This is a genomic window from Clostridium sp. AWRP (assembly GCF_004006395.2).
Taxonomy (GTDB): Bacteria; Bacillota; Clostridia; order Clostridiales; family Clostridiaceae; genus Clostridium_B.
The window spans coordinates 1882503-1898583 of record NZ_CP029758.2; the positions used below are offsets into that span (position 1 = coordinate 1882503).

Genomic DNA, 16081 nt, shown 5'->3' on the forward strand with positions numbered 1-16081 from the left:
CGTAAGTAGTTCGTCACTTACGTTTGTTTTATTGAATTTAAACATATTAGTAAAGTAAATACTCCTATAATAAGTTACTTATTATTTTATAGTTTTAGAATTAGTATTTTGAATATCGAACATAAATTTAATTAAATAATCTAAGAATTTGGTTACATATTTATTGTTTATTGAATGATGATTTTGTATAGCATAAATATTACGTCTGCATTTTGGTTCATTGATAGGAATCATTACTGCATTTTTTGCAGTTAATTTTCCAAAAGAATATTCAGGCCAAAAAGCTATACCAAAATTAGAGTCTATTAGATTCTTAATACATTCCTGATTATCACTTTCGAAGATAATTTTAGGCTTAAATCCTTCAAGCTTACAATAATTATCGCATATAATTCGAAGGGGCCTTGCTCCAGAAAAACTGATAAAACCATCCTGCTTTATTTGCTTTAAAGAAACAGATTTCATGGAAGCATATTTGCTGATATTAGGAACAGCTAAGAATATTTTTTCTTTAAGCAGTAAAATGCTGTCTTTGGGGATTTTGTCAGAGGCATTACATGAAATGCATAGATCAAAATCTGTTTTCTGTGGATCCTGTAATAGACGAAAAATTACTTCTGGATATAGCTTTTTGAAAGAAATGATAGATTGTGTAATTAGAGCTGATGCAGCTAAAATATTTAGATGTATAGTACATGCAGCATACTTATTAGTTTGTTTTAACCGTTCGGGAAGTGAGTCTAATGTATTTATAATAGGTAGTAATTCAGATTGCAGCAATTTGCCGCAATCATTTAGATGGATTCTCCTATTTTTTCGCTCAAAAAGTGACACACCAAGACCTTCTTCTAAGTGTTTAATAGATTGGGACAGTGCTGGCTGCGCAATATGCAAATAGCGAGCAGCTTTAGTCATGTGTTCATATTTAGCAGTAACAAGAAAATATTTTAATTGAAGAATATCCATAATGGCCTCCATAATATGATAAGAAAATACTTATTAATCTAATAAATATTATATATTTTAATTTATTAAGAAGCAACGTTATAATAAAAATGTTGGAAAATGTAAGTTTATTATACGAGGAGGCTCTTGTATGAAGATAAAAAGCACTTTGGAAAAAGCTACTAAACAAGTTATTGTGAATAAAATTGTTGATTATCTTGACAAAAATCCACAAGAAAATGTAAATAAGATATTTACAGCTATAAAAATGTTAACAAAAGATAAATCCGCATTATCTCAGATCGAGTTTGTTGAAAATTACTATAATAGAGATAAGTACAAGCATGAATATATCCAGGATATTTTAAAAAATACGGATACTAAGTGTTTAAAAAAGTTTTTTACTAATTTTTTTGCAAATGCAAATTGGTATGCTGGTCCTGAAAGACAAAAATATATGGATGAAGAGGATACTAAAATACCTTTTGTTATGCTTTTAAGTCCATCTATGAGATGTCCACTTCACTGTAAAGGGTGTTATGCTTCTAGTTTTAGTAAAAAGGATGATATTGCGCCAGAGGAAGTTGATAGAATTATAGGGGAGGCAAGAGATCTTGGAATTTACTATATCATTATTTTAGGTGGTGAGCCTTTTTTCAATGATTATCTTCTAGATATATATGAAAAGTATGATGATGTAATGTTTACACCGTTTACCAGTGGACTTTTAATTAATGAAAAAATTGCGGAAAGACTTAAGAAATGTGGTAATGTAATACCTATGCTTTCAGTTGAGGGATTTGAAAATGATACTGATGCTCGTAGAGGAAAGGGAACATACCAGAAAGTTTTAAGAGCTATGGACATGCTCCATGAAAGGGGAATATTGTTTGGAGTATCTTCAGCGGTTACGAGAACTAATATAAATACAGTACTTAGTGATGAATTTACCGATATGTTAATTGAAAAGGGTTCAAAAATGAGCTGGTACTTTTTGTTCATGCCAGTTAATGGTGAGAATGAAGATTTTAATATGATGCTTACGGCAGAACAGAGAGACTATCTTGGAAAAAGATGCAGGGAAATAAGAGCTAACAAGCCATATTTTACTATAGATTTTTTTAATGATGCTCCATATGTAGGTGGATGTATAGCAGGAAAATATTATTTCCATGTTAATTCAAAAGAAGATGTTGAGCCGTGTATATTCTCTCACTTTTCAACAGTTAACTTAAAGGGAAGGCATTTAATTGATGCTTTCAGGAATCCTTTTTTCAAAAAATTAAGATCAATACAACCTTATAATAGGAATATGTTAAGACCGTGTATGATGATAGATAATACGAATATTATAATTGATGTATGCAAAGAAGTTGGAGCAAAACCTGATGACTCCGGGGCAAAAAAAATACTTCATGACAATGAATTTCATAAAAGAATAACAAAATCATCAGAAGAGTTTGCGCCATATGCGGAAAAGACATGGGAAGATTTTTTTAAACAAAAAGGCAATGATAATTTTGCAAGAGGATAGATAAATAAAATGTTCATTTTATGAGAAAATAGGAGACATAATACTATGTAGTAAAAATTCATACTACATAGTATAAATTTTTACTATATTTCAAATTAAACATGATAGAAACAAAAACTTAACTATAAATTACTAGCTTTTTTTCCATGAATAATCCAAATAATTAATCCTATAAAAAAGCCACAGAATGCTGGTAATAACCATCCAAACCCATAATCAAAACCAGGTAAATACAAATGAGCAAAGTTAACAAGCTGTGATATTATATCACTTTTTACAAATGGATCAGGCAGCGCCTTACAAAAATCAAAAAATGCTGCAATACCTGTTAGCACAGTTGTCCATCTATAAATATCATTTTGTTTATGTATAAATGGAGTTAATAGCGATAATACAATTAAAGTAATTGCCAATGGATATAAAAACATAAGTACTGGTAAGGATAACTTAATTATGCTGTTTAATCCAAAGTTGGCAATTGCAAAGGAACAAACTGTAAATAAAATTGCATATTTTTTATAAGGAATGGATTTTGGAAACATTTCACTAAACATTTCAGAACAAGAGGTAATTAGTCCAATAGCTGTCTTTACACATGCAATTGCTACGATAGCTGCTAATAACACTTTGCCAACAAAACCAAAATAATGATTACTTACCATAGATAAAATACTTCCACCATTATCAGCACGTTTTATACTGCCTAAGCTTGTAGCTCCCATATAAGCTAATGATGAATAGATAACAGCCATACCAACAACACTAACTAAACCCGATTTACATGTTTCAACAGCAATTAAATTTGGATTTTTAATACCTAACTTTCGTATATTAGAAATAATGATAATTGCAAAAGCTAAAGATGCTAAGGCATCCATAGTATTATATCCATCTAATAAACCAGTAAATAATGGCTGAGCAATATACTTACCTTGGGCCGCATATTGGTTAACTTGTCCCATCGGTTTTATAAAGGTAGCAATTAATAGGATAGATAGAAGTACTAAAAAAATAGGAGTAAGATATTTACCTATCCAATCTAAAATTTGTCCTGGTCTTAATGAAAAATAAATGGTAAAGACAAAAAATATTAATGAGAAAATAAATAATCCAAGTTTCAAATCTCCACTAGAAATAAAAGGATGAATTCCTACCTCAAAGGCAACTGTGGCAGTACGGGGAATTGCAAACAGTGGGCCAATTGTTAAATATAATAAACAGGTAGTGCGAGCTGCGAAGCAGCATGCGAGTGCGTGATGTTTCCTCTTGCCAACGGAAGTGATTCGGTTGGCATTAGTAAGTTATTAACATATAGTAGGAAAATCCTATCAGGTAATGCCTAACCAGTAGCCTGTACCGAGTCCTTGGAGTCGAATCGGTAACGTTAGATTTAAGCGTAGGACAGGGAGAAAACGAGCCAAAACGAAAGTGAAGCTATTGAGCCGCGAAATTATTATCTAAATGAAGAGGTCGATACAATTATTTGTGTAGCAGACAACATTATACAAATCAATATGGTAAGATTTATATAACTCTTCCGGGGTCTGAGTGCTTGGCGAGTTTGATGATAAGTATGTTATTAGAACAGCTGAGATCCTATAATGTCTGAGAAATTAGTATGCAAAATCAAGTAAGGGAACGAGCAAGATGAGCAAAAGCATTATAGGAAGTCCGACTAACTCATAGTACTGTAGAAATCTGTGAAAGCAGGCGGAGGGAAGGGGTTAGCACAACATAGCTTCAAGTGAGCTTCAAATTATGCAGACAGGAGAGCTGAAGAACATGATTAATGAGCTACTTGGAATACAATATAATATAGAAAAAGCTAGATTAGATGGAAAGGTTCAAAACCTTGCATATTATATCAATGAAAGTGCTATTATAGCTAGCCATAAAGAAATGGATAGAAAGAAAGCAAAAGGCATTGATGGAGTATCAAAAGATGATTATTCTGTAAATCTAAAAGCTAATGTGGAACGTTTGTTAAAGCAAATGAGAAATGGGAGCTATCAGCCAGAACCTATAAGAAGAACATATATTCCAAAAGACGGAAGCAAGAAGATGAGACCTCTAGGAATATCTTGCTATGAAGATAAGCTAGTAGAAAACGTAATAGCAAAGATATTAATAGAAGTATATGAACCTAAATTCTTTAATGAATCCTATGGATTTAGACCAAATAGAAGCTGCCATCAAGCAATTAGAGAAATCATAGAGGATGTTCAATATCATAAGGTGAGTTACATTGTTGAAGCTGATATAAAAGGATTCTTTAATAATGTTGATCATGAATGGTTAATAAAGTTCCTGGAACATGATATTGCAGATAAGAAATTTATAGAGATAATTAAGAAATTCTTAAAAGCTGGAATAATGGAAAATGGTAAATACCTAGACAGTGAACGAGGAACACCGCAAGGTAATGGAGCATCTCCAGTTCTTGCAAATATATATTTACATTATGTACTGGACTATTGGTTTGCTGTCAAAATCAAAAGGAAATGCAAAGGCGAAGCCTATTTGATAAGATATTGTGATGATTTTGTATGTTGCTTTCAAAATAAATGGGAGGCAGATGGGTTTTATCAAAAGCTAATAGAAAGATTCGATAAATTTGGATTAGAATTTGCTTTAGAGAAAACTAAGATACTAGAGTTTGGTAGATTTGCAAAGAAAAATAGAGCAAATCGAGGATTAAGAAAGCCAGAAACCTTTGACTTTCTTGGATTTACATTCTATTGTAGTGAAGATGGTAAGAAAGGATTCTTTCGATGTAAGGTTAAGACTAGTAAGAAGAAATTCAGAAGTAAAGTTAAGACTATGAAAGAATGGATTAAGAAGAATAGGATAATGCCAGTAGGTGAATTGATTAAGAAAATTAATCAGAAACTAAGAGGACACTATCAGTATTATGGGGTCACTGATAATACAAGAAGTGTGAAGTGCTATCAAAATGTTGTAAAATGGTTGCTCTTTAAATGGTTAAATAGAAGAAGCCAAAGGAAGAGCTATACAATAGAAACATTTTACAATGGTTTATTGAGAACTTTTCCGTTATTAGAACCGAAAATAAGCGTAAGTTTATTCTATAGATGATTAATATGATGTGAAAAGCCGTATGCCTTAATAGGGCACGTACGGTTTTGCAGAGGAACATGGGCGGTGACGCCTATGTTTACTTAAGAATATTTTTGAATAATGTGAACTAATTGGATCTGCCATATCAAGTAAACTTTCACTTTTTGAAAGTGCTGATGCAACAATTCCTAAAATAGGCAATCCCACACCTGTAATTAGAAATCCAATAGTTGCTGTTAAAGTATGATTTCCGGCTTCTTGTCCCATTTGCACCGGAAAAATTAAGTTACCTGCACCAAAAAATAGTCCAAATAGTAATGAACCTATTAATAAATTTTGATTAAAACGAAGTTTTTCTTTCATAAATAGTCCTCCTCGAATGTTTAAATAATACCTTATTCAATTAGAAACAATACATACATATGCAATTGAGTTCTCAATATATGTAAGCAGCATAATGCACACGAGAATGATAGCATAATTAGAATATAAATGCAATATATTACATTTCAACTAGTAATAGAGTATGCTAAAATGAATAACTTAAAATATATAGTATAAAAAGAAAAAGTTTTGGCTACCTTCAGGTGCTTAGATTAAAGAAAGCATAAGAATAGCAGCTATCAATTGGCGATAGCTGCTTATTTTTCATAAGGTGTATATTATTTTACTGTGTTAGTTACCTGAACTCTGAGTTGTTTGTCCAGATGAAGTTCCTGAATTTGAACCTCCAGTTGTTTGTCCAGATGAAGCCTTTGGATCCGAATTTCCAGTTGTTTGTCCAGATGAGGCTTTTGGATCTGAACCTCCAGTTGTTTGTCCAGACGATGTTTTTGAGCTTGGATTTTGGGTTGTTTGTCCAGATGAAGCTTTTGAGCCTGGATTTTCGGTTGTTTGTCCAGATGAAGCTTTTGAGCCTGGATTTTCGGTTGTTTGTCCAGATGAAGCCTTTGAGCCTGGATTTTCAGTTGTTTGTCCATGTGAAGCTTTTGAACCTGAATTTCTAGTTGTTTGTCCAGATGAAACTTTTGAATTTGAATTTTTAGTTGTTTGTCCAGATGAATTTGTGGCATCAGTGGATTGACTTGGAACAACAGTTTTTACATCGGGAGTTTGTGTTTTAGCAGATGCCCCTTTCAAATAAGATTTTCCTAAAACTCCAGCAAATACAAGCAAAATAATTGATACAGCAATTATTAGAGCCTTTTTATTAGTACTAGGACTCTTACTGCCATGGTGTATTTTTCTATTTCCTATTTCTTCAGTGGCTAAGGGCTTCCTCATAACTTTTGTAAAGTCATCTTTTTCATCAGGAACTATTGCTTCAGGTTTTTTAACTGTATTTGAGATTGTTTCACTTATACTTTTGGGTATATTAAACAATAAAGCTAAAATTCCATTTTGTCTTAAAGAATCTATCTGCTTAAAATTTTCAGGTGATCTGAGTACAATGGCAGGCTTATTGCGCATTGCATATTGATTCTCTCCATATACTGTAACTGAAAATTTATCATTCTTACTTAAAAAAGGAATGTAGACATCTAAAGTATTATCTTTTAGTGAAGAATCAAATTTTAATCCTCTTGTTATTTTTGCATCTGTAATATTTAAGTTAGTTTGTTGACTTTGTATATTTAGGGTTAACTTATTAATTGTTTTACTAGATATATTACTAATGGTAATAATGTATGCACGAATTCTTTTATTGTTTTTTGTAGGCATAGCACTTCTTATGTTACATAATAGTCTAGGTGCCAAATTTTTGTAATAATCTAACAGTAACCCAGATATAAAAGATATCACTATAGTTACAATTGCAGTTTTAATAATATTTATCATATTAATCTTCGCTTCCTTATCCTTTCCAAATTACGTAATTAAATTATAAGGTAGATATATATATGTGTCAAATTTAAAAATTGATTATAATTAGGCTCAAAATTCAGATAAAAAGTGGTTGTTTTTGATGGAAGCTGAGTTGATAAGCAAAATTTTTTGTATCAGAAATTTAAGCAAAATATGTTAAAAAATTATGAATTTCATGTGATATAACACAATATATACTAAAAAAAGCATTTACCACATAGAATAAATTTATAGATATGAAAAAATATATATGTTATATGTTAAATTACGAATGAAATATAAAGTAAAATTAATCATATATTATGATTAAAAAATACTACAGTTATTTTGGAGGTTATATTATGACTTTAGAGGAGCAGAAACAATTGATTTTACTAGGTAAAATGTATAATGATTTAACCCAGGAACTAATTCAAGCAAGAGAAAATACGGTATTTCTTACAAATGAATATAATAATAGTTTTGGTAAGTCGCAGAATGAAAGGGAAGAAATATTAAAGAAACTATTGAAAAGTATAGGAAAAGGGGTTCATTTTGAACCAACTTTTCGATGTGAATTTGGTTTCAATATTACAATAGGAGATAATTTTTATGCTAATTTCGATTGTATAATGTTAGATGGTGGGGGGATAGACATAGGAAATAATGTTTTATTTGGGCCGCGGGTTGGAATCTATACCTCTAATCATGCAGCAGATGCAAAAGAACGAATAGCAGGAGCCTGTTATGCAAAACCTGTAAAGATAGGTAATAACGTATGGATTGGAGCAGGTGTTCATATAAATCAAGGTGTAGTTATTGGAGATAATACAATTATTGGATCAGGTAGTGTTATTACAAAAGATATTCCAGCAAATGTAATTGCAGCTGGTGTACCATGTAAAGTAATTCGAGAAATTACAGAAGAAGATAGAACCGGATTTGAAGTATAGTATATAAAGTGGAAAATACAATTTGAAGTTAATGTAAGGGGGTAAGTATAGCATTAGTTTGTTGTTATTTTCCAGCATTATTTTAATTATGGGTTCATATATTTTTTACCCCAAAGGCATAGTTCAGTTAAGATGTTTTCTAAAGATTTTCCTCTATTTGTAGGTATATATTCTACCTTAGGTGGGATTGTTGCATAAGCAATTCTTTTAATAAGACCATCCATCTCCAAGTTTTTTAATTCTTGAGATAGTATCTTATGACTTATATTAGGAATAGATTTTTTAAGCTCCCCATATCTTATAGGATCAGTTTTCAATATATGCCACAATATTATTGCTCTCCACTTACTTCCAATTACAGTCATGGCAAATCCTATAGAACATTTAAAATCCTTTTGTCTTTTCCTCTGATTTGGGAAATTTTCAATTATGTCTCTATTCATACCCTATCCTTCTTTCCAAATAGTAAGTATCTGATTAAAAAGTGCGTACTTGTATGTGTACTCCAACAAAACTATTATAGTATACATAGATGTTAATTGCTATGGATTAATCAATAAATCTTACTTAGTGGGAGTTTGGTTTCTCCCACTAAGTTTAGATGAATTATCCAGGGGTGTAGCTACTGTTATCTCCCACTTTGATAGAAAAGCAGATATCTCAAATCTTTGATTTGGTGATAGTCGCTTTCACAGAGTGCGTGGGAGTGTTACAGTAGGTAGCCATCGGATAAAATAGTGTTTAATTTGTAAATGTATAGTATACCTGGGGGAGGAAAGTCATGACAAGAAAGTACAATTTGTATCAAATTGATTCATTTACCAAAGAGAAGTTTACAGGAAATCCAGCAGGAGTAATAACAAATGCAGATGGATTAACTGATTATGAGATGCAAAAAATTGCTAGAGAACTTAATAACTCTGAGACAGCGTTTATTTTTTCTTCAAATAGCAGAGAGTATGATGCTCATATACGTTTTTTTACTCCAACAAATGAGGTCCCAATTTGCGGACATGCTACTATTGCTGCTCATTATGCCCGTGCTGTAGAAAATGGACTTGATACGTCAAGAGTTTATCATAAGACGGGTGCTGGAATTTTACCTGTTGATATAGTAAAGAAAAATGAGGATTATAAAATTATTATGACACAGGGCAAAATTGAGTTTGGTACTATTATAGAGGGTATAAATAAAGAGAAGCTCTTAGCGGCACTTAATATAAAAAATGGTGATCTACTGGAAAACTATAAAATTCAAATTGCATCTACAGGTCATTCTAAGGTTATGATTGGTATAAAGAGTATTGAAACTTTAAATGAACTGCAGCCGAATTATGCTGCACTTTCTAAGTTAAGCAAGGATATTAAGTGTAATGGATATTATGTTTTTACAGTTGGTACACAGGACAGTGATATTTTAATACACGGCAGAATGTTTGCACCTGCAATAGGGATTAATGAGGATCCTGTTACTGGCAATGCAAATGGACCTTTGGGTGCATATCTTGTTCATCATAACCTTATTCACCAAAATAATTCTTTATTTAAATTTAAGGCTGTGCAGGGTGAAGCTATAAGAAGGCCAGGAATTATTGAGGTTGAGGTAAAGATAGAAGATAAAGAACCAGTAGAAGTTAAAATTTCTGGAGACGCTGTAATAACATTTAAAACTGAATTATTATTAAATGATTAGGAAAAAGAGAGATGAGTATAGATTTACATTTTACGTAAATCTATACTCATCTCTAAACCTTTACATTTAAGAAATAGAATTAATACTGTAATCTTATTTTGTCATGTATTTCCTTCCTCTTACATATCTTCTTATGGATTCTCCTGCTTCAGCAAGTTGAAAAGCGTCAACTAATATTCCCTCTTTATTTTTAACCTTGAGTTTTTCAGCATTAAAAAAATAAAAAGAATCCTTAACTAATTCATCTTTTACGGAATCCAAAGAACAATATAATATTTTTGTACACTCCTTATTAAGTTGGACAGTATACCTATTATAACCATCCCAATCACAAAAATAAGGTATAAAATATTTAAAATCAAAACTATCCAAGAATTTTTTGCAATCTTCTCTGTTATTAAAATAATTTAAACTATTAATTTTTAGTCATCTCCTTCTTACATAAGTTTAGGATTCCCTAACTCATTGATTATATTATACTTGCTACTTGTCTTGTTGCCAATATTTATTTTTTAATATTATAAGTAATAGAAAAATTTAAAATGTTAAGATATGACTAGAATTAAGAAAAAATATGGGGACATAATAAAAATACAACTAATCTATTTTAGGCATTTGAAAGAAAATAACAAGTCAAAGATGCCAAGAACTTTGTTTATCAGACAAGGAAAGGAGGCAGGTTCTGTAGATAGTGAATCCTATCTAAGGGCTCTACCGACGCAGTATGATAAAAAATAGGCTAGCATACTGACTAGTTATTTCTTTGAAAATGCCTTATGGGAGGATAATAGAATGAAAAAAATTGATGAAGCAATTGGTAGAATTAGGACGCTTGAATGCCCAACGGGAGATTTAGAAAATAGAGTTACAGAAATACTAGAAGACTATGGGGTTGCAGATAGAAGCAAAATAAATGTTAATAGAGATGAATATTTTGATAAGGATGAAGCACAGGCATATCGAGTTCAAATACTGAATCAGGAGCATCCTATTATGGTACTAGCTAAATCAGGATATGATGACTATGTTGCAAAGGTTACAGATGTTTATTAAAGTAGAAAATCTAAAGTAGTATACCAAGTCTAAAATAAGGTAACATTAAACTCTATACAGGCTACAGCATTCCTTCCTAAGATCATAGATGAAGGATGCGTAGGCTGTAGTAGTAAAAAATGATATAGCTCTTTATGTATAGTTAGTGGTTACAGCACAAACTTTTCTAAAACATTAGCTACTCCATTTTCTTCATTTGTTAAAGTGACATAACTAGCAGTATGCTTTATTTCATCTGAAGCATTTCCCATGGCTACAGGAAGACCTGCGCATTTAAGCATGTCCAAATCGTTTGGAGAGTCTCCAATACAAATAACTTCTTTAGTAGGTATGTCCAAGTATTGGCACAGTTTTTTTACACCAGTACCTTTATTAGTATTTTTACTCAATACTTCAAAGGTATAAGTACATGTTTTAAGCACTGAAAAATTTTCATAAAAATGTTGTGGTAGACTATCGCCTAGCAGCAAATTTTTATCATAGATACTTCTAAATTTGAAATCACTGTAAGGGGACATGTCAAATCCAAAGTGATGTACATAGTGCTCTAAAACATCTGAGTTTTCATTTATTAGGTTTACCTTTAGTATGTTGTTACGTTTTACTAAGTTTTTGAATTCAGTTATCTCATATTTTGTATTGTTTGCAACAGATTCTAATTTCCCATATAAGTTGTTCTTATAAACTGAGTACGTACCATCGTTATAAAAACATAAGTCTAGATTTAAGTCTTCTGCCATGTTATATAAATATTCTAGATCCTTGCTGTTAAAAGGCGACTGAAAAATAATTTTATCCTCAGTATTGTTTTGTACATTAGCGCCAGTACAAGTTACGCTGTATTGATCATTTGCTATTAAATTCAGATCAGAGAGATGATGTTTAATTCCATCTATTGGTCTTCCAGTACAAAGAACAATTTTAACACCTTTTTCTGTAGCTGCTTCAATAGCTCGTTTATTTTCATTGGATATTGACTTGTCGTCTTTAAGTAAAGTTCCATCCATATCTATAAAAACAATTTTATACATTAAAATATTACCTCCTCTAGTATTCTATGAACTAATAATACATTTGTAATTTTAGATTTTACTTTATATAAACAGAGTTTTTGACATCAGATGAAGTACTATTAGATTATACAATAGGCATAAATACAAAACAATAATGAGAAATAGTTTTAACATGTAGGTGGTAATTCAAGGAATACTTAAAAAAGTATGCCAAAGACATACTTTTTTAAGTAGTATTATTTTTTTAATGCATCTGGGTTAGCATAAACTTCATCAGGTTCGGAACCTGACCTTATTCCTTTATCAAGCTGCTGAATTTTAGACATGTCATCTTTACTTATTTCAAAGTCAAATATGTCTGCATTTTCTTTTATTCTTGATGGAGTAGTTGATTTTGGAATAGTCACAACTCCCATTTGTAAATCCCATCTAAGCACGATTTGAGATACTGTTTTTTTATATTTTTTTGCAAGCTCTTTTAGAAGTGGAATTTCAAATACTTTACCCCTCATTAAGGGAGACCATGCTTCTAATTGTATATTATTTTTTTGGCAGAACTCTCTTAGATCGTTTTGAACTAGCAGAGGGTGAAATTCTACTTGATTCACCATTGGCATAATTTCAGCATTTGCCATTAAGTCTTTCAAATGACCAGCGGTAAAATTGCTAACACCTATTGCTCGTACATATCCTTCTTTATAAAGTTTTTCTAAAGCTCTCCACGTTTCATTATGTAGTGGATTAGGCCAATGAATTAAATATAGATCAAGGTAATCTGTTTTTAGTTTTTTAATAGAGGCTTTAAAAGCTTTTAAAGTCTTTTCATAACCTTCATCGGAAATCCAAACTTTACTTGTTAAAAAGATTTTTTCTCTAGGTACTATACTTTCTTTTATCCCAGTACCAACTCCATCTTCATTTTTATAGAAAGCAGCAGTATCTATATGACTATAACCAACTTTGAGAGCTTCTTTTACTGAGTTAATAACAGAAGGACCATCAGCTTTATAAGTACCGAAGCCTATCCAGGGCATTTTTACTCCATTATTTAAAATTGTGCAGCTTTTTATATCTTGCATTTTAATCATCCTCCCAATTATAGTAAATACAAAATAGCATTTATATATTACCAATATACTTTTAGAAAATCAACATATTTTATTTATTATGTCAAAGTATTCCTTTATTTTATATAGTATATCTAACACAATTAGAAGTATATAGAATAATATGTAGTGCAAAGAAACTATTAAAGTAGAATAAATGGGAGGATTATTTATGAAAGCAGGATTTAGAGAATTTTGCAAGCATGTTGATATAGTTAATTCTCAAAAAATTATAGATATCCTATCAAATTTTGGAGATGATAAAGCTACTGGAAATCGCTCTGCAGGGTCCAAAGCAAGTACTGAAGCTGCCAATTATCTTTATAGGGAGTTTGAAAGAATTGGTTAAAAAAATCCAACTATGGACAAGTTTTACAGTTGGGGTTGGACTTATAAAGGTGCTAATATTTCATATAAAGATGCAAATGGACAAGAACAGAAGATTGTTTTAGGAGGTTATGCTGCGAGTATAGAAGCAGAGGATGACTTTTTTAAAGTTGTAGATGGTGGAAGCGGAACAATAAGTGACTATAAATCTTTGGGAGACGTTACAAATAAATTAGTGTTAATTAGTATCGATCCATTTAATGATTTTTGGATATCGTATCCAGCGTATCAAGCTTATTTAAAAGGAGCAAAGGCAGTTCTTGTTGTTACAAAATATAAAGTTCAGCACGAAGATTACCTTATATCTCAGCCAGTAGAAGGACCATCTTATGCTCATGTTCTTGCTATTAGTAAAAGAGATTCTGATATATTAAAAAATCTTATAAATAAATCTGCAGATAAGGAAATAACAGTTAAATTAAATGCACATTCTTATGTTGAACCAGATAAGGCTTCTTACAATATATGGGGAGAAATACCTGGAAAAACTGACGAAGTTATATATTTAATGGCTCATTATGATGGATATTATCATTCTTACTTTGATGATGCCTCTGGAGTTTCCACGATATTAGGCATAGCAAAGGCAATAATAGATAGTGGATATAAAACTAACAAAACTATACGAGTTATTACTCATGGTGCTGAGGAATGGGGAAAAGAAAATTCAGATTATGACTGGGCAATGGGAGCCTATGAGGAAATTACTCATATTCATCCAGAATGGGCAAAAAAAGCATTTGCTGTTATTAATATTGATGGAAATTTTTCTGTGCCTAATGAAAGAAATTTTCAAATAATGGTATCCGATGAATTACTAAAATATACTAAGAAAAGTGTAAAACCTATTTTGCATCATACAGCCTATAAATTTGAATTTATATCACCAACTTCTACTGGCAGTGAAGAGTTTTGTTATACTAAGAAAGGTATTCCTTGTATTACAGCAAGGGATTCTATGACATCTAGCATATATTATACTAATATTTATCATAGCTCCATGGATAACAAAGCTTTTGGGTTTGACACTAAAACCTATAAGTTAAATCATATATTATATGGGAAAATATTGTTTGATTTAGATGCTGTGCCTATTAGACCAATGGATTTTTATGAGCGTTTCTTTAAAATGAGAAAAACTATAGATTCTAATATTGTAGAAAAATCTTTAGTGAAAACTATTAAAAAGGCTTCCCATTATGCACAAGAATTATCTTCGAAAATAGAAAAATTAAATTTAAAAAATGCTAGCATTACAGGTGAAAATACTGATTATACTAATCTTAATTTAAAGCTTTTTCAATTATACAAAATGATGCAGAACAGTTTTATAAGATTAAATTGGGAAGCAAATGTTGTATTTCCTCATGAAAACTATGAAAAAAATGTTGATTTATTAAAAAAGGCAATTAAAGCGTTGAAAAATAGAAGAGAGAGCCTAGAAGAAATTGTTAACAAATATATAAAGCCTATCGATTTTAATAAATATGTCTATGATTTTGATAGAAGAACCTATGAGTTTTTTTCAAGGCGTGTAACACAGGGAAATAGTAATACTTGGGGTTATAATTTAGTAGAAAAACCAAATGAAGATTTATATGAAGTGGCACAATCTTTAAGAAGTAAGTTCAACGAGAAAAATCCAGATGTAGATGCAGAAATATCGGCATTGAAAAAAGCACTTAAAAGACAAGCTATGTATTTAAAAGAAATAGTTTTTAGGGAAAAAACTGATATTGAAAAAATAATAGTTAAAATGAAAAAGATTAGTTCTATAATTTAAATTGGGAATATCCATAGATTTTTACAAATCTATGGATGTGAAGTGAATCTTAAACAATGCTACTTATATAATGATTATTTTTCTAAAGAGTATGCCAATGCTGCTTTACAGTGGAGTTTGATTATTTGCTTTTTAGATAGAAAGATTTATTGTCTATGGCTCTCATTGTAGCCAGTATGCCATCAAGATGATCATATTCATGTTGTATTAATTCTGATAGATCTCCTTTGAACTTCAGTGTTTTATCTGCAAAATTTATATCTTTGTATATTATAGAGCATTCTTTATAGCGTTTAACTTTTACTAAAAGATTTGGAAAGGACATACAGTCATCCATTACGTCCATCATTTCTTTGTTATCAAATTTAAGTACTGGATTAATAAAAACTATAGGCTTGTCAATATACATATATATCAATCTTTTAAATACCCCAATTTGTGGAGCGGCAATTGCTCTGCCTGCATTGTATTTTTTACGAAAGTCAATTAAGGTATCATGTAAATTTGAAACAGTTTTCTTTATTGAATCCATGTCTTCTTTTTCTACAGGTAAACTTTTTTTGTATAAAGCATCATTTCCAAGTAATAGTATTTCTTTTATCATAAAATAGCCTCCTTGTTGTACATTTGATAAAATAGTACTATATAATTGTAACTATAAAAAGGTATGATTTTTATAAAAATTAAGGGG

15 protein-coding genes and 1 pseudogene are annotated in these 16081 nt (G+C 30.8%); 7 read left to right on the top strand and 9 right to left on the bottom strand.

The features are described 5' to 3' along the window. Positions 1-81 precede the first annotated feature (81 nt). Entirely contained in the window at positions 82-966 is an 885-nt protein-coding gene (locus DMR38_RS08775) for a LysR family transcriptional regulator (RefSeq protein WP_175412953.1), read from the bottom strand. Between the two features lie 130 nt (positions 967-1096). Between DMR38_RS08775 and DMR38_RS08780 the strand changes: the two genes are divergently transcribed. Then, entirely contained in the window at positions 1097-2479 is a 1383-nt protein-coding gene (locus DMR38_RS08780) for a radical SAM protein (RefSeq protein WP_127720919.1), read from the top strand. Between the two features lie 122 nt (positions 2480-2601). Here DMR38_RS08780 and brnQ read toward each other — a convergent pair whose 3' ends face one another. Continuing rightward, entirely contained in the window at positions 2602-3762 is a 1161-nt protein-coding gene (brnQ, locus tag DMR38_RS08785) for a branched-chain amino acid transport system II carrier protein (protein ID WP_279230814.1), read from the bottom strand. A 499-nt stretch (positions 3763-4261) separates the two neighbouring features. On the opposite strand from brnQ, the gene ltrA reads away from it, so the two are divergent. After that, positions 4262-5575, top strand: a complete 1314-nt coding sequence (gene ltrA, locus DMR38_RS08790) for a group II intron reverse transcriptase/maturase (protein WP_127720920.1) — start codon at positions 4262-4264, stop codon at positions 5573-5575. Positions 5576-5662: 87 nt separating this feature from the next. Here ltrA and DMR38_RS08795 read toward each other — a convergent pair. Together DMR38_RS08795 and DMR38_RS22265 are read right to left on the bottom strand one after the other, a co-directional pair. Then, positions 5663-5920, bottom strand: a pseudogene (locus tag DMR38_RS08795) (branched-chain amino acid transport system II carrier protein); the annotation flags it as partial. Between the two features lie 312 nt (positions 5921-6232). Then, positions 6233-7396, bottom strand: coding sequence for a hypothetical protein (locus tag DMR38_RS22265; RefSeq protein ID WP_243124504.1), 1164 nt, complete (start codon positions 7394-7396; stop codon positions 6233-6235). 368 nt (positions 7397-7764) lie between these two features. Here DMR38_RS22265 and DMR38_RS08805 point away from each other — a divergent pair, with 368 nt between their 5' ends. Next, a complete protein-coding gene (locus DMR38_RS08805; protein ID WP_127720922.1) occupies positions 7765-8355 on the top strand; it encodes a sugar O-acetyltransferase in 591 nt (196 codons plus the stop codon). Between the two features lie 86 nt (positions 8356-8441). On the opposite strand, the gene DMR38_RS08810 is transcribed toward DMR38_RS08805, so the two are convergent. Beyond that, the gene (locus DMR38_RS08810; RefSeq protein WP_127720923.1) at positions 8442-8798 is read right to left on the bottom strand and encodes a winged helix-turn-helix transcriptional regulator; all 357 of its coding nucleotides are present in this window, start codon (positions 8796-8798) and stop codon (positions 8442-8444) included. A gap of 338 nt (positions 8799-9136) precedes the next feature. Here DMR38_RS08810 and DMR38_RS08815 point away from each other — a divergent pair, with 338 nt between their 5' ends. Continuing rightward, positions 9137-10048: a PhzF family isomerase gene (locus DMR38_RS08815; protein ID WP_127720924.1), complete on the top strand. Its 912-nt coding sequence runs from the start codon at positions 9137-9139 to the stop codon at positions 10046-10048. A 93-nt stretch (positions 10049-10141) separates the two neighbouring features. Here DMR38_RS08815 and DMR38_RS22270 read toward each other — a convergent pair whose 3' ends face one another. Next, the gene (locus tag DMR38_RS22270; protein ID WP_243124505.1) at positions 10142-10309 is read right to left on the bottom strand and encodes a hypothetical protein; all 168 of its coding nucleotides are present in this window, start codon (positions 10307-10309) and stop codon (positions 10142-10144) included. 531 nt (positions 10310-10840) lie between these two features. Here DMR38_RS22270 and DMR38_RS08825 point away from each other — a divergent pair. Further along, complete coding sequence (locus tag DMR38_RS08825) at positions 10841-11101, top strand: hypothetical protein (protein WP_127720927.1); 261 nt, start codon at positions 10841-10843, stop codon at positions 11099-11101. A 149-nt stretch (positions 11102-11250) separates the two neighbouring features. Here the strand turns inward: DMR38_RS08825 and DMR38_RS08830 are convergent, their stop codons facing one another. Both DMR38_RS08830 and DMR38_RS08835 read right to left on the bottom strand, forming a co-directional pair. Then, positions 11251-12132 (bottom strand): Cof-type HAD-IIB family hydrolase, encoded by an 882-nt coding sequence (locus tag DMR38_RS08830; RefSeq protein WP_127720928.1) that lies wholly within the window; start codon positions 12130-12132, stop codon positions 11251-11253. Positions 12133-12350: 218 nt separating this feature from the next. Further along, a complete protein-coding gene (locus DMR38_RS08835) occupies positions 12351-13193 on the bottom strand; it encodes an aldo/keto reductase (protein ID WP_127720929.1) in 843 nt (280 codons plus the stop codon). Between the two features lie 199 nt (positions 13194-13392). Here DMR38_RS08835 and DMR38_RS21760 point away from each other — a divergent pair, with 199 nt between their 5' ends. After that, entirely contained in the window at positions 13393-13569 is a 177-nt protein-coding gene (locus DMR38_RS21760; RefSeq protein WP_175412955.1) for a hypothetical protein, read from the top strand. A gap of 12 nt (positions 13570-13581) precedes the next feature. Further along, complete coding sequence (locus DMR38_RS08840) at positions 13582-15390, top strand: M28 family peptidase (RefSeq protein WP_127720930.1); 1809 nt, start codon at positions 13582-13584, stop codon at positions 15388-15390. A gap of 121 nt (positions 15391-15511) precedes the next feature. On the opposite strand, the gene DMR38_RS08845 is transcribed toward DMR38_RS08840, so the two are convergent. Then, on the bottom strand, positions 15512-15994 hold the full coding sequence (locus DMR38_RS08845) for a peptide deformylase (protein ID WP_127720931.1): 483 nt from the start codon (positions 15992-15994) through the stop codon (positions 15512-15514). Positions 15995-16081: the final 87 nt, after the last annotated feature.

Excerpts from the sequence above, each read along its gene's own strand:
- DMR38_RS08775 (WP_175412953.1), bottom strand. The coding sequence starts at position 966 with ATGGATATTCTTCAATTAAAATATTTTCTTGTTACTGCTAAATATGAA.
- DMR38_RS08780 (WP_127720919.1), top strand. The coding sequence starts at position 1,097 with ATGAAGATAAAAAGCACTTTGGAAAAAGCTACTAAACAAGTTATTGTG.
- ltrA (WP_127720920.1), top strand. The coding sequence starts at position 4,262 with ATGATTAATGAGCTACTTGGAATACAATATAATATAGAAAAAGCTAGA.
- DMR38_RS22265 (WP_243124504.1), bottom strand. The coding sequence starts at position 7,396 with ATGATAAATATTATTAAAACTGCAATTGTAACTATAGTGATATCTTTT.
- DMR38_RS08805 (WP_127720922.1), top strand. The coding sequence starts at position 7,765 with ATGACTTTAGAGGAGCAGAAACAATTGATTTTACTAGGTAAAATGTAT.
- DMR38_RS08810 (WP_127720923.1), bottom strand. The coding sequence starts at position 8,798 with ATGAATAGAGACATAATTGAAAATTTCCCAAATCAGAGGAAAAGACAA.
- DMR38_RS08815 (WP_127720924.1), top strand. The coding sequence starts at position 9,137 with ATGACAAGAAAGTACAATTTGTATCAAATTGATTCATTTACCAAAGAG.
- DMR38_RS08825 (WP_127720927.1), top strand. The coding sequence starts at position 10,841 with ATGAAAAAAATTGATGAAGCAATTGGTAGAATTAGGACGCTTGAATGC.
- DMR38_RS08830 (WP_127720928.1), bottom strand. The coding sequence starts at position 12,132 with ATGTATAAAATTGTTTTTATAGATATGGATGGAACTTTACTTAAAGAC.
- DMR38_RS08835 (WP_127720929.1), bottom strand. The coding sequence starts at position 13,193 with ATGCAAGATATAAAAAGCTGCACAATTTTAAATAATGGAGTAAAAATG.
- DMR38_RS21760 (WP_175412955.1), top strand. The coding sequence starts at position 13,393 with ATGAAAGCAGGATTTAGAGAATTTTGCAAGCATGTTGATATAGTTAAT.
- DMR38_RS08840 (WP_127720930.1), top strand. The coding sequence starts at position 13,582 with ATGGACAAGTTTTACAGTTGGGGTTGGACTTATAAAGGTGCTAATATT.
- DMR38_RS08845 (WP_127720931.1), bottom strand. The coding sequence starts at position 15,994 with ATGATAAAAGAAATACTATTACTTGGAAATGATGCTTTATACAAAAAA.